10 protein-coding genes and 1 rRNA gene are annotated in these 12,750 nt (G+C 62.8%); 6 read left to right on the top strand and 5 right to left on the bottom strand.

Going from position 1 to position 12,750, the window contains the following annotated elements; genetic code table 11:
- The 3 genes from rrf to ACTHNE_RS15195 form a co-directional block, all read left to right on the top strand.
- A 5S ribosomal RNA gene (gene rrf / locus ACTHNE_RS15205) occupies nt 1-88 on the top strand; the annotation flags it as partial.
- A gap of 209 nt (nt 89-297) precedes the next feature.
- Nucleotides 298-984 carry a rhomboid family intramembrane serine protease gene (locus tag ACTHNE_RS15200; RefSeq protein ID WP_440269690.1) on the top strand — a complete coding sequence of 229 codons (687 nt, stop codon included), beginning with the start codon at nt 298-300 and terminating at the stop codon, nt 982-984.
- Between the two features lie 9 nt (nt 985-993).
- Entirely contained in the window at nt 994-1,317 is a 324-nt protein-coding gene (locus ACTHNE_RS15195; protein ID WP_440269689.1) for a DUF1820 family protein, read from the top strand.
- Here ACTHNE_RS15195 and ACTHNE_RS15190 read toward each other — a convergent pair.
- Nucleotides 1,314-2,042 (bottom strand): glutamine amidotransferase, encoded by a 729-nt coding sequence (locus ACTHNE_RS15190; protein WP_440269688.1) that lies wholly within the window; start codon nt 2,040-2,042, stop codon nt 1,314-1,316. The genes ACTHNE_RS15195 and ACTHNE_RS15190 overlap by 4 nt on opposite strands.
- A gap of 29 nt (nt 2,043-2,071) precedes the next feature.
- Nucleotides 2,072-3,895 (bottom strand): GspE/PulE family protein, encoded by a 1,824-nt coding sequence (locus tag ACTHNE_RS15185; RefSeq protein ID WP_440269687.1) that lies wholly within the window; start codon nt 3,893-3,895, stop codon nt 2,072-2,074.
- A gap of 98 nt (nt 3,896-3,993) precedes the next feature.
- Between ACTHNE_RS15185 and glyQ the strand changes: the two genes are divergently transcribed.
- Nucleotides 3,994-4,905, top strand: coding sequence for a glycine--tRNA ligase subunit alpha (gene glyQ / locus ACTHNE_RS15180; RefSeq protein ID WP_440269686.1), 912 nt, complete (start codon nt 3,994-3,996; stop codon nt 4,903-4,905).
- Nucleotides 4,902-7,049 carry a glycine--tRNA ligase subunit beta gene (glyS, locus tag ACTHNE_RS15175; protein WP_440269685.1) on the top strand — a complete coding sequence of 716 codons (2,148 nt, stop codon included), beginning with the start codon at nt 4,902-4,904 and terminating at the stop codon, nt 7,047-7,049. Before glyQ ends, glyS begins: the two co-directional genes overlap by 4 nt.
- A gap of 59 nt (nt 7,050-7,108) precedes the next feature.
- Here the strand turns inward: glyS and ACTHNE_RS15170 are convergent, their stop codons facing one another.
- Complete coding sequence (locus tag ACTHNE_RS15170) at nt 7,109-7,681, bottom strand: helix-turn-helix domain-containing protein (protein ID WP_324939248.1); 573 nt, start codon at nt 7,679-7,681, stop codon at nt 7,109-7,111.
- 445 nt (nt 7,682-8,126) lie between these two features.
- Between ACTHNE_RS15170 and ACTHNE_RS15165 the strand changes: the two genes are divergently transcribed.
- Nucleotides 8,127-8,990 carry a YbaY family lipoprotein gene (locus ACTHNE_RS15165; RefSeq protein ID WP_440269684.1) on the top strand — a complete coding sequence of 288 codons (864 nt, stop codon included), beginning with the start codon at nt 8,127-8,129 and terminating at the stop codon, nt 8,988-8,990.
- 79 nt (nt 8,991-9,069) lie between these two features.
- On the opposite strand, the gene ACTHNE_RS15160 is transcribed toward ACTHNE_RS15165, so the two are convergent.
- Nucleotides 9,070-11,112, bottom strand: a complete 2,043-nt coding sequence (locus ACTHNE_RS15160) for an autotransporter outer membrane beta-barrel domain-containing protein (RefSeq protein ID WP_324946743.1) — start codon at nt 11,110-11,112, stop codon at nt 9,070-9,072.
- A 164-nt stretch (nt 11,113-11,276) separates the two neighbouring features.
- The coding region (locus ACTHNE_RS15155) for a helix-hairpin-helix domain-containing protein (protein WP_440269683.1) at nt 11,277-12,750 on the bottom strand (1,474 nt) is incomplete at its 5' end.

The following is a 12,750-nucleotide window of genomic DNA, read 5'->3' as shown; positions in this document are numbered from 1 at the left end:
CCCGATCCCATCCCGAACTCGGAAGTGAAACGCAGCTGCGCCGATGGTAGTGTGGCATTGCCCATGCAAGAGTAGGTCACCGCCAGGGGCTTTTTTCCTTAAAACGCCTTCCCATCCGGGAAGGCGTTTTGCTTTGCGGCGTTTGACGGCGTGACAGGCAAGGTCGAGGTCGCCCCCTCGCTGGCACTCGATGCACCGCGACACGCTTTGTGCAAGCGTCGCCCACAATCTGTTTCAAGTAATCCCCTAAGATGTAGCCCGGACAGCTCGACCAGCACGCTCGTCGAGGAGAAAGCCGTGTTTGTGAATGTCGAAACGCGACGTCAACCGCGTGTGCATTGGGCAGCCATGCTGCTCATCTGCATCTGCGTGATGACCTTCATGGCCTTGGCCTTGATGTCGCCGCCGCGGCGCGTGACGTTTCTGCTGGAATGGGGAACCGTCCCGGCCAATGTGTTCGATACGCATCAGCCGATCTGGCAGCAGCTGCGCGATCCGGCGCTGCTTCGCCTGGTCACGGCATTGTTCATTCATGTCGCGTGGCTTCACCTGCTCAGCAATCTCTTGTTCCTGATGATCTTCGGGATGCCTGCAGAACGGACGCTGGGCTCGATCCGGTTCCTGGTCCTGTTCATTCTTGGCGGTGTGGTTGCTAATTTCACGGGCGCCATTTCCCTGGCCGGAGAAGTCAGGCCGATCATCGGTTGCAGCGGCGCGGTATCGGCCGTGCTGGGTGCATACGTTTCGCTGTTTCCGAGGGCGCGCCTGGGACTGGTGCTACCGCTGGGCTTCTACCTGGAATTCGTTCGCGTACCGGCATTTCTGCTGATCGGCATCTGGGCGCTGTTGCAACTGCTCTTCAGTTACGCCGGCGGGCCGAGTTATGGCGGTTACGCCTGGTGGACGCACGTGGCCGGGTTTCTCTTTGGCGTCTTATTCGCGCTGTTGTCGCGGGATGCCATCATGCGTCGCATGCGTGGGTAAAATGCGCGCATGCGTAATCAGAAACTCTATAAGGTCACCTTCCTGCACCTGGGCAAATGCTACGAGCTGTATGCGCGGCACGTTGCCTCGAGCAATTTGTGGGGCTTCACCGAAGTGGGCGACCTGGTGTTCGAGCCGATCGGTGAAGGACTGGTCGTCGATCCCACCGAGGAGCGCCTGCGCGAGGAATTCAAGGACACGCGCGTGCTGCACCTGCCCATGCAATCGGTAGTTCGCATCGAAGAAGTGGATCGCAAAGGCGCGCTGGCGATCCGCGATGCCGCGGATGGCCAGAAAGTGACGCCGTTTCCGATGCCGCCGCGCAACCGCTAGCGCGTGGCGTGGCTGAGCCCGTGATGTCGCGAGAACATCTTTAGCAGACGCCGCGCAAGCGGTGTCGGCGCCACCTGCCGATACGTGTGGTGCGGGTCGAAACCTTCGCGACGCATGTCGTGATGCTTGCGTCGGATATAAGCGCGCATGACATCGGCGTTGAATTCGGGATGGAACTGCGCGCTGATCGCATTGCGGCCATAGCGAATGAGATGATGCGGATCGCGCTCCGAACGAGCCAGCACCTTCGCGCCCTTGGGCGTTTCCAGGACGCTTTGCTCGTGCGTGGTATGCGCGCGGAATTTCGCCGGAAGAAACGTGGTCAGCGCGTCCTGCTCCGCATCCTGCAACAGTTCAATCGGCACGGTGCCGATTTCCCTTCCGCCGGCCAGATAATCGACCCGTCCGCCCAGCGCATGCGCCATCAGCTGATGGCCGTAGCACACGCCAATCATCGGCAAGTCGGCGTCCATCGCATTGCGAATCCACCCCGCGGTGCGTTCGCTCCATGCTGCGCGGTCGGTCACCATGGCGGCAGAGCCGGTGATCAATGCGCCGGATACTTCCTGCGGCGATGGCAAGGCCTCGCCGGCCGCCACATTGACCACCCGCAGACGATGCGATGCAAGCTGCGCACTCAGGCGAAACCAATGCGGGAAATCGCCATGGCGCGCCCGGATGTTGTCGGGAGCCTGGCCGGTGCGGATGATCAGAACGGGTTTCATGCAAGCCGTGAATGAGGTCGATCGAAATATCAGGGAGGCGTATCTTCGACATGCTCGACCGGCGGTAGCACGGTCAGCACTTCCTGCACGGTGGTCAAGCCGCGCGCAACCTGATCGGCTGCGGAAATGCGCAGTGGGCGCATGCCTTCGGTCAGCGCCCCGCGGCTGAAATGGATCAGGTCGAGTTGCGCTCCGATCATGCCACGCAAGCGCGGACTCAACGGCATCATTTCGTAGATGCCGGTACGGCCAATGAAACCAGTATGGCGGCATTCCAGGCAACCGACCGGCTTGAACACCTGCTCCGGCAGCGGGACCGACCAGCCGTGCGTCAGTACCGTCCATTCATGCAGATCCTGCTGTGTTTCGAGCTTGCAATGCGGGCACAGCGTGCGCACCAGTCGTTGCGCGACGACGCCCGTCAAGGTCGATTGAATCAGGTAATGCGGCACACCCAGATCGAGCAGGCGCGTCACGGCGCTCGGTGCATCGTTGGTATGCAACGTGGAAAGCACCAGGTGACCGGTCAGCGATGCTTGCACCGCCATCTGCGCCGTTTCCAGGTCGCGAATTTCGCCGACCATGATGATGTCCGGATCCTGGCGCAGCAGCGTACGCACGCCAGCGGCAAAGTCCAGATCAATCGCCGGCTGCACCTGCATCTGGTTGAATTCCGGCGAGACCATTTCGATCGGGTCTTCCACCGTGCACACGTTGATGTCGGGCGTGGCCAGATGTTTCAGCGTGGAATAGAGCGTGGTGGTCTTGCCCGAGCCGGTCGGTCCGGTCACCAGCACGATGCCGTGCGGACGTTCCACCATGCTTCGCCACAACGCATCTTCCGGCGCAGAAAACCCCAGCTGCGAAAAATCCTTGGCGACGATGTCCGGATCGAAGATACGCATCACCACCTTCTCGCCGAAGGCGGTGGGCATGCTGGAAATACGTAGCTCTACTTCGCGCCCGGAGGTCGCGCGCGTCTTGATGCGGCCATCCTGTGGACGACGCTTCTCGGCCACGTCCATGCGCGAAAGGATCTTGATGCGCGACGTCACCGCAGTCATCACCGGCGGCGGCAGTTCGAACACCTTGTGCATCACGCCATCGATCCGAAAGCGCATCATGCCCGCTTCGCGGCGCGGTTCCAGATGGATATCCGACGCGCGCTGCTCGAAGGCGTATTGCAGCAACCAATCCACGATGTGCACGACATGGCGATCGTCGGCGCCGACTTCGCCGGCCTTGCCCAGCTCCAGCAACTGTTCGAAGTTCAGCAGCGCCGAGGAGTCGTAGCCGCTCTGGCTCTTGGCGTCCTTCGCCATCTGGATCGAACGCTGGACGCCGTAGAACTCCTGCAAATACCGATTGATGTCGATCGGGCTGGATACTACGCGATGCACGTCCCGACGCAGCATTTGCGCCAGATCCTTGGCCCAGGACTGGTCGAACGGCTCGGCGGTGGCGAAGGTCACTTCGCCCGGCGTGACGGCAACCGGCAGGATGCGATGGCGCTGCGCGTAGGCGTGACTCACCACCTGCGTCACCGCCGCCACGTTGATCTTCATCGGATCAATTTTCATGTACGGCAGCCCGGCCTGCCCGGCCAGCCATTCGGTCAGGCCCTCCAGGCTCAGCGGCCGACCCGGCTCGCGGCGATTGGTCAGTTTGGCGTTGGCGATGATTACCAGCGGATTGAGCTCTACCGTGCTGCGCCCGGCGCGATTGCCCATGCGCAGTTGCTTGGCGTCGTCAGCAGTGAGATAGCCGTCCACCACCAGCGCCGCGAGCACGTCATCGAGAGCCAGCCTGCCGCGGCGGCCGAGCATGGAAGCGATTTGTTGAGTTGCAGCCATGGGCGGATCCCCCGAATTAGACATCGATCGCCCCAAAAAACAGCGAAAAGATGCGCTGCGGCTATACTAACCCGCTTTACGCCCAGGTTAGGAAAGCAATGTCCGCGCCGACATTCCAGGATGTGATCCAGACCCTCAACCGCTACTGGGGAAGCCAGGGTTGTGTGCTGTTGCAGCCCCTCGACACCGAGGTCGGCGCCGGCACCTTCCATCCCGCCACGTTCCTGCGTGCGCTTGGCCCCGAGCCCTGGGCCGCGGCGTACGTGCAGCCCTCGCGCCGTCCCACCGACGGCCGTTACGGCGAAAACCCCAATCGCCTGCAGCACTACTACCAGTACCAGGTGGTAATGAAGCCGAATCCGGAGAACATCCTGGAACTCTACATCGGCTCGCTCAAGGAACTGGGCCTGGACCCGCAAGTGCACGACCTGCGCTTCGTGGAAGACAACTGGGAATCGCCCACGCTGGGCGCCTGGGGCCTGGGCTGGGAGGTCTGGCTCAACGGCATGGAGGTGACCCAGTTCACCTATTTCCAGCAGGCCGGCGGCCTGGAGTGCCGGCCGGTGACGGGCGAGATCACCTACGGCCTGGAACGCCTGGCCATGTATCTGCAGAACGTCGACAACGTCTATGACCTTGTCTGGACCGAAGGTCCGCATGGCAAGGTCACCTATGGCGACGTGTTCCATCAGAACGAAGTGGAGCAGAGCACCTACAACTTCGAGCACGCCAATGTCGCCGAACTCCTGCGCTGGTTCGACGTGTGCGAGGGCGAGGCCAACAAGCTGATCGCCGCCGGCCTGCCGTTGCCCGCGTACGAGCAAGTGATGAAGGCCAGCCACACCTTCAACCTGCTCGATGCGCGCCGCGCCATCAGCGTCACCGAACGTCAGCGTTACATCCTGCGCGTGCGCACCCTGTCGCGCAGCGTGGCGGAAACCTATGTCGCCCAGCGTGAAAAACTCGGTTTCCCCGGATTGAAGCATCAGAAAAAGGAGCAGGCAGCATGAGCGCCGCCAAGTCATTGCTGATTGAGCTGGGCACCGAAGAGCTGCCGCCGAAATCGCTGGACGAACTGGGTGCCTCGTTCCTGCACGGCATCTGCGAAGGGCTCGGCAAGCGTGGCATCTCGGCCTTGCTGGACCAGGCAAGCCTGTACGTGACGCCGCGGCGTTTGGCCGTCTATATCCCTGAAGTGGCTGCGGCGCAACCGGAGCAATCGATCGAGCGCCGTGGCCCCGCCGTGAACGCCGCGCTGGATGCACAAGGCCAGCCGAGCAAGGCGCTGGTCGGTTTCGCGCAATCGTGCGGCATTGGCGTGGAGCAGTTGGAAAAGCTGGAAACCGACAAGGGCGCCTGGTTCGTCTACCGCAGCGTGAAACCGGGCCAGCCGGTCGCGGCATTGCTGCCGGAAATCGTCGACGAAGCGCTCAAGGGCTTGCCTATCCCCAAGCCCATGCGGTGGGCCGATCACGATTACACCTTCGTACGCCCGGCGCACTGGCTGGTGATGCTGCATGGCCCGGCCATCGTCGAAGGTGAAATATTGGGCCTGCGCAGCGGGCGCAAGTCGCGCGGCCATCGTTTTCTGCATCCGCAGCCGGTGCATCTGGCCGATGCGGACAGCTACGTCGATGCCATGCGCATGGCCAAGGTGCTGGCCGATCCGATGGAGCGCCGCCAGCGCATTCGTGACGAAGTGGCGCGCGTGGCGAAGGAAACCGGCGGCACGCCGCGGCTCGACGATGACCTGCTCAACGAGATCGCCAACCTCACCGAGTGGCCGGTCGCCATCGCCTGCGCGTTCGATCGCGACTTTCTCAGCGTACCGCCAGAGGCCCTGGTCACGACCATGGAGGCCAACCAGAAATTCGTGCCGGTGTTCGATGCGCACGACAAGCTCACGGAACACTTCATCGGCATCGCCAACCTCGACAGCAAGCAGCCGCAGGAAATTCGCAAAGGCTATGAGCGCGTAATCCGTCCGCGCTTCGCCGATGCGAAGTTTTTCTGGGACGAAGATCTGAAGACGCCGCTCAAGAGTTATCAAGACGCGCTGAAAAACGTCACCTACCAGCAGGCCCTAGGCAGCCTGTGGGACAAGAGCGTGCGCGTGGCGGAAATCGCGCGCATCGTCGCCAATCGCGTCGGTGTCGATGCCGGCCTGGCGACGCGCGCGGCAAGCCTGGCCAAGTGCGACCTGCTCACGCGCATGGTCGGCGAGTTTCCCGAACTGCAGGGCGTGATGGGCCGCTACTACGCACAACAGGACAAGGAACCTGCCGAGGTCGCCGACGCGCTGGATAGCGTGTATCAGCCGCGTTTTGCCGGCGATACGATCGCCACCGGCAAGGTGGGGCAGGTGCTGGCCGTGGCGGAGCGAACCGACACGCTCGCGGGCATTTTTGCGGTGGGCCTCAAGCCCAGCGGCAACAAGGATCCCTTCGCGCTGCGCCGCGCGGCGCTGGGCTTGGCGCGTACCTTGATCGAAGGCGGTCTCGAGCTGGATCACAAGGCGCTGTTTGCCGAGGCGCTGGAGTTGCTGCCGGACGCGGCGCTTGCCGCAGGCCTGAAACCGGGCAAGGACGGCAAGCCGCCGGTACTTGATGCAGGTCAACGGCGTGCGGCGCTGGTCGCGGAACTGAGCGAGTTCGTGCTCGAACGCCTGCGCGGTTATTACGCCGAGAAAGGCTTCACCACCGAGCAGCACGAAGCGGTGCTGGCGGTGGCGCCGATCAGCCTGGTCGATTTCGATCGACGCCTGCGCGCGGTGGTCGAATTCGGGCGGCAACCCGAAGCGGTGAGCCTGGCGGGCGCCAACAAACGCGTCGCCAATATCCTGCGCAAACAGCAGGAAGAACAAGGCGCCCAGAGCATCCGGGAGCACGTCGATCCGGCACACTTCGAAGAAGAGGCCGAGCGCGCACTGGCGCAGGCGCTTGAGGCGGCGCAGGCTGATACTGCGGCGGCTTTGCAGCGGCGCGACTACACCGCAGTGCTCGCGCGTCTTGCGCAGTTGCAGGCGCCGGTCGATGCCTTCTTCGATCACGTGCTGGTGAATGCGGAGAACCCGGTCGTGCGCGCCAATCGCCTTGCACTGCTGGGGCGATTGAAGGCGCAATTCACCGCCATCGCCGATATCGCGCGCCTGTAATTGCAAAACAAGAGCGGCAGCTTTTCGGCTGCCGCTTTTTTAAGAGATCCGGCGGAGACTCAGGAAGTGAGTCGCACAGCGGGACGACCTTTCAACCGCTCCGCAAGGCGATGATTGAACGCCACCATCGCCGACGCATCGACATCGGCGCCGCCCGGGCCAAGGATGTCGTAAAGCTCGGCGAGCATGTCGGAATTTTCCGCCAGTGTGAGCTGGCTGTCCGCCAGATCCAGTTCCGACTGCAAAATGCGCAGCGCGGTGTTCAATCGCTGCACGTCCATGCCATCGGCGCCCAGCGCATCGACGCTTGCGCGCAGCTTGGATCGATGGCGGACAGTCTCGGAGCTGTTCGTGCCTTTCATGTCATCGGGCATCACGGTGCTGGGGTCCAGCATCGAACCTTCGCCGGCCACCAGCCACACCAGGGAAATGCCGAGCGTGCGTGCAAGGGTCACGCATCGCGCGCGCGATGGATCGGTATTGCCATCCCGCCAGCTGCGGACGACTCCCTCCGAAAAACCGCACATGCGAGCGATTTCCGTCACGCTGCCGACGCGCTGGATCAGGACCTTGATGCGATCGGCGAAAGTCGTCGCGGTGGGTTCGATGGGCGTAAGAGTTTGCACGTTCATCGCAAAAATTCCACGGTTGGCTAAACGATTGGCCGGTAAGTTCCTGTGGAGCCGCTGGTTTTTTTATAGACCAGCTACCCGTCACGAATCTGTTGATGCGCAAGAACTTGGTTAAAAACGTATTAAATCGCGTGACGAGGCAGATTCCGAGGCCAGCCTTTTGCGCTCAAACGCGTCAGTTTGTTCGAGGTTGACACCTGCAAACGTATACGTGGAGCAAGAAACTGCGACGGACCGCGCACGATGCCGGCCTTTTCGTGCCAAATAGCCGCTCCTAGGTCTACAGCCTGCGCCAGCGTTTGTGACGGAAAGGCCGTTTGGCACGGTTGACTTTTCCATGAAGGGACTTTGGGCTATTCTCCGAGGCTCCCCCGTGAATGTTTGCGACGCGATGCGTTTGGCAGGCTTCGCGTTCCAAATCGATCCAACCTGAGGTTTCCATTCCATGCGCAGCGTTGTTTGGTCGCTGATGACAGTGGCAGCGGTTGCACTAGCCGGCTGCAATAATTCTTCAAATCCGTCGTCGTCGACCGGCACGGATGGTACGGAAGCAAATGCGCCGGCCGCCGCCCCGCATAGCATCACCGGTACCGTTACGCTGCGTGGCGGCATCACGCCCTCCAGCCAGGGCAAGCTCGACATCAGCCTGGTGGACGTGACGGCGCAGGGCTCCGCGCCACTCGCCACCAAGACGATTGCACCGGCAACCACGTTCCCGGCGCAGTTCGAGCTGGATTTCAATCCCGCCAATGTCGCCACCAACGACTTGTACATCGTCCAGGCCGAGCTGACCGACGGCGATCGCCACTACACCATGCCGCTGCAGGCTCCGGTGCTGACCAAGGGCAACCCCGCCACCAACATCAACGTCGAGCTGGCGCCCGAACAGACGCCGGGCGAGAAGATGCTGGCGGCCTTCCAGGGCGTGCAGAAGCAGATCGGCGGCATGAAGCGCACCGCCGGCACCAAGCTCGAGGCGAACGCCTCGCGCGCCTGGCAAGTGTTCCGCGAAGGCGGCGAAGTGAAATTCATCCGCGAGCTGGTGGATTACGGTGACAAGGGCTTCACCAGCACCGACTATGCCTACAAGGACGGCAAGCCGTGGGTGGTGCAGCAGCAGAAGAAGTCCAGCCAGAACGCCAAGCCCAGTTCGGTGGATACCGCTGGTTGGGGCGATGATGGTTCGCTGGTGCTGAAAACGCACGACGCCGGTGGCAACAAGTCGCCGCTGAGCGACAGTGATGCCCAGAACCTGCAGCAGCAGGCGAAGGATATTCTCAACATGGCGACCGGCGGCAAGGGCAAGTAAGCCTTTCGCCTCCAGGGCCTGATCCATAAAAAAGCCGTCCCATCATGGGACGGCTTTTTTGTTGCCGATAAAGCGCGGCTCAGAAGCCGAACTTCACCCCGAGGTTGACGCCATTGGAATGCTGGCTGTTGTCGGCGAAATGCCCGTTATAGGCAATCCAGCCCGACAGGTTCGGCGTGATCTGCGCCATGATGCCCGCGTTGGCCGAACCGAAGTTCTTCTTGGGCGTAAAGCCGGCCATTTCGAAACTGCCATTCATGCTGTTGAGGCCCGCGGTCACCATGTCGGTATTGGCGCGGCTGTCGTGGTTCCAGCCCAACTCGACATAGGGGCCCAGATCCATGCTGTCGTACTGCCAGTGCCCCTGCAGGCGCCAACCCAGCGTGCTGATCACCGCGTTGCGCTGCTGACGGCCAAACCACATGGCGGTGGCATCATTGCCGTTTTCGTTGTAACCGTCGATCTTGATGTTCTGGTACTCGAAGTTCGCGAACGGACCGGTCTTCAGCGCGCCCACGTCGAACCAGTAACCGCCGTGCAAGCCCAGGCCGAGATAGGAGCCGTCAGTCTTGCCGCTTTCATGCGTGCGGTAGTTGCCGATCATGAAAACGCGGTTGATGTTGGTGAAGCTGGCCTGGCCGAAGTCGCCATACACGCCGGCATACGCGCCACCGGTATGCCAGGTGAGGTAACCCAGGCCGGTGAGCGCCTGCAGCCGGTAACCGCCGCCGCCGCTGACGTCGGCATAATGCTCGCCGATGCCCAACGCCACACCGGCGGACAGGTAATCCGTGGCGTGCACGTCGGCGCCCACGGTGAGGTCGACATTGTTGCTGGTGGTCTTGGGCGCACCGGCGCGCTGGTCGAACTGCTGGTTCGAATAATTGATGTTGGCGAAGGCGCGCGTGGTGCTGCCGAAGCTGTCGGCCATCATCTGATTGCGCACCACACCCGTCTGCGTGGTTACGGCAGCCAGCGGAGCTTCCTGCAGCAGCGAGATCTGCTGCGGCGCCGCCAGTTCGGAAAGCACAACCTGCCCAAGCATCACATCCGCCGCCGTGCTGGGATGCACGCCATCGGCGAAGAGGTAGGTCTGGTTGGTGCCGGCCGCATAGGTATACGGCAAACCGGAACCGGCAGGCCCGCACTGCACCGAGCTGGAACCGACGCCGCACGCAGGCGTGGTGACATTGGTGAAGCCATACGCGCCCGGGTTCGCTATCACCTGGTTGAGCAGGGCATAGGTGTTGACCGGGATGATGCCCTTGCCCAGATGAGCGAGGCCCGCGTTGAGCTGGCTGTTGTAGATCACGCTCAGCCCGGTCAGGGAAGCGGCCGCCGAGCTACCTTGCTCGAGCGCTTCCGGCGTCACGCCAATGTTGGGCAGGTTGAACACCACGATGTTCTTCGCGCCGGCCGCCTGCAGTGCGCCGATCAGCTTCACTTCCTGCTGGCCGGCGGCGGCGATGGTGGCCTGGGCCTGGGTTGCGGTCTGCAGGGTGGACACACCAGCCGCCGCAGCGACCTGGGTATTGACCTGTGCGGTGACGGCGGGCGTGATCTGCGCTTCGAAGGCGGCGATGGCGGCCGGATCGTTCGGAATCAGGCCCGCGGAAACCGCCAATGAAGCCTGGGCAGCCAGCGTCTGCGCGATGAGCTGCTGCGCGGTGGCGCCGGCGACCACCGACGTCGCAGCGTTGAAGATGTCGTTGGCGCCGCCCCAGACCGCATACAGCGCATGCGGATTGACGCTGTTGGTGGCCAGATAGCTCGTCACCTGGCTGGTGATGGTCGGCACCGTCGCGGGCGTGCCCGGCGAGTTGTTGTTGATGCCCGCGCCACCCCAGGCGTAGTCGGTACCGCCGGCCAGCGAAGCGGTCAGCGAATAGCCAAGCCCGCTTGCCACGTTCTGCACAGTCACCGCGCCGGGGTTGGTGGTGAATTCCAGCGGCGGCTGGATGCTCGGGTTGGTCGCCAGCGAGATATTGCCTGCATCGCTCAGGCTGTCACCAAAAACCACCACGCTATTGAACGTCGAATGGGGGTTGCCCGTGGCGTGTACGGCGCCAACCATGCCGAGGGCCAGCGCCACGGCGCCAGCGATCTTGCGAGGGTGGAACATGTGGGTGCTCCTGCGTCTGTTTGTTATCGGGGCGTTACGTTAATGCATGCCATACGGCAGCGCATGCTGCGCTGCCGTATGAGGAACTCGTTGCGAGAGGCCGGTCCCAACCGGGCGCCGCCCGGAACAGTTTCGAACAGCCGTATGTGAAGTCCGCGTGTGGATTAGCGCTTCAACGCGCGCGACAAGGCGTCCGCAAACGCGCTGTTGGCGGGCGCGGGGACCGTCTTCGCCGGTGCGGCGCCCGGTCGCGGACCGCGATTGTCCCGTCCACCACGCACCTCGCCGCCCGCCGGCTTGCCGCCGCGCGCCTGGCCGGGCTCGTCATCCAGGCGCATGGAAAGCGCGATGCGCTGGCGTGCCATATCCACGTCCATCACTTTCACCTTCACGATGTCGCCGGCTTTCACCGCATCGCGCGGATCCTTCACGAAGCTGTGCGACAACGCAGAGACGTGCACCAAACCATCCTGATGCACGCCGATGTCGACGAACGCGCCGAACGCGGCGACATTGGTGACGCGGCCTTCGAGAATCATGCCGGGCTTGAGATCCTTCAGGTCTTCCACGCCTTCGGCGAAGCTGGGTGCCACGAATTCAGGACGCGGATCGCGGCCGGGCTTTTCCAGTTCCTTGAGGATGTCGCGCACGGTCGGCACGCCGAAGCGTTCGTCCGTGTATTGCTCGGCCTTCAAGCCACGCAGGAAGGTGATGTCGCCGATGACGCTTTTCACTTCGCGGCCGCACTGCGCAATGATGCGCTCCACCACCGGATAGGCTTCCGGATGCACGGCGCTGGCATCCAGCGGATTGTCGCCGCTGGGAATGCGCAAGAAGCCCGCGCACTGTTCGAACGCCTTGTCGCCCAGGCGCGGCACCTTCAGCAAGGCCTTGCGATTGGCGAACGGACCGTTGGCATCGCGATGCTTCACCACGTTTTCGGCGACGCTGGGCGTGAGGCCCGCGACACGCGACAACAATGCGGCCGATGCGGTGTTCACGTCCACGCCGACGGCGTTTACGCAGTCTTCCACGCGTGCATCCAGTGCACGCGCCAGCTTCACCTGGTTCACGTCGTGCTGGTATTGGCCGACGCCGATCGCTTTGGGTTCGATCTTCACCAGTTCCGCCAGTGGATCCTGCAGGCGGCGCGCAATGGACACGGCGCCGCGCAGGCTCACGTCCAGATCGGGGAATTCCTTGGCCGCCGTCTCCGAGGCCGAATACACCGATGCGCCCGCTTCGCTCACCACGATCTTGGACAGCTTCAAATCCGGATGCTTCTTGATCAGCTCACCGGCGAGCTTGTCGGTTTCGCGCGAGGCGGTACCGTTGCCGATCGCGATCAGGTTCACACCATGCTGCTTGCTCAGGACGGCAAGGCGGGCGAGCGACTGGTCCCATTGATTGCGAGGTTCGTGCGGATAAACCGTATCGGTGGCGAGCAATTTGCCGGTGGCGTCGACCACCGCTACCTTTACGCCGGTACGGATGCCTGGGTCCAGCCCCATCACGGTTTTGGCGCCGGCCGGTGCGGCCAGCAGCAGGTCCTTGAGGTTGTCGCCGAACACGCGGATGGCTTCGTCCTCGGCGCCTTCGCGCACGCGGCCGAACAGATCCAGCGTGAGATGCAGATGC

This window comes from Dyella sp. (assembly GCF_051954575.1).
Lineage (GTDB): Bacteria > Pseudomonadota > Gammaproteobacteria > Xanthomonadales > Rhodanobacteraceae > Dyella_B.
Note: the sequence above shows the minus strand (reverse complement) of the source record. Positions and strands in the feature narration are given on the sequence as shown.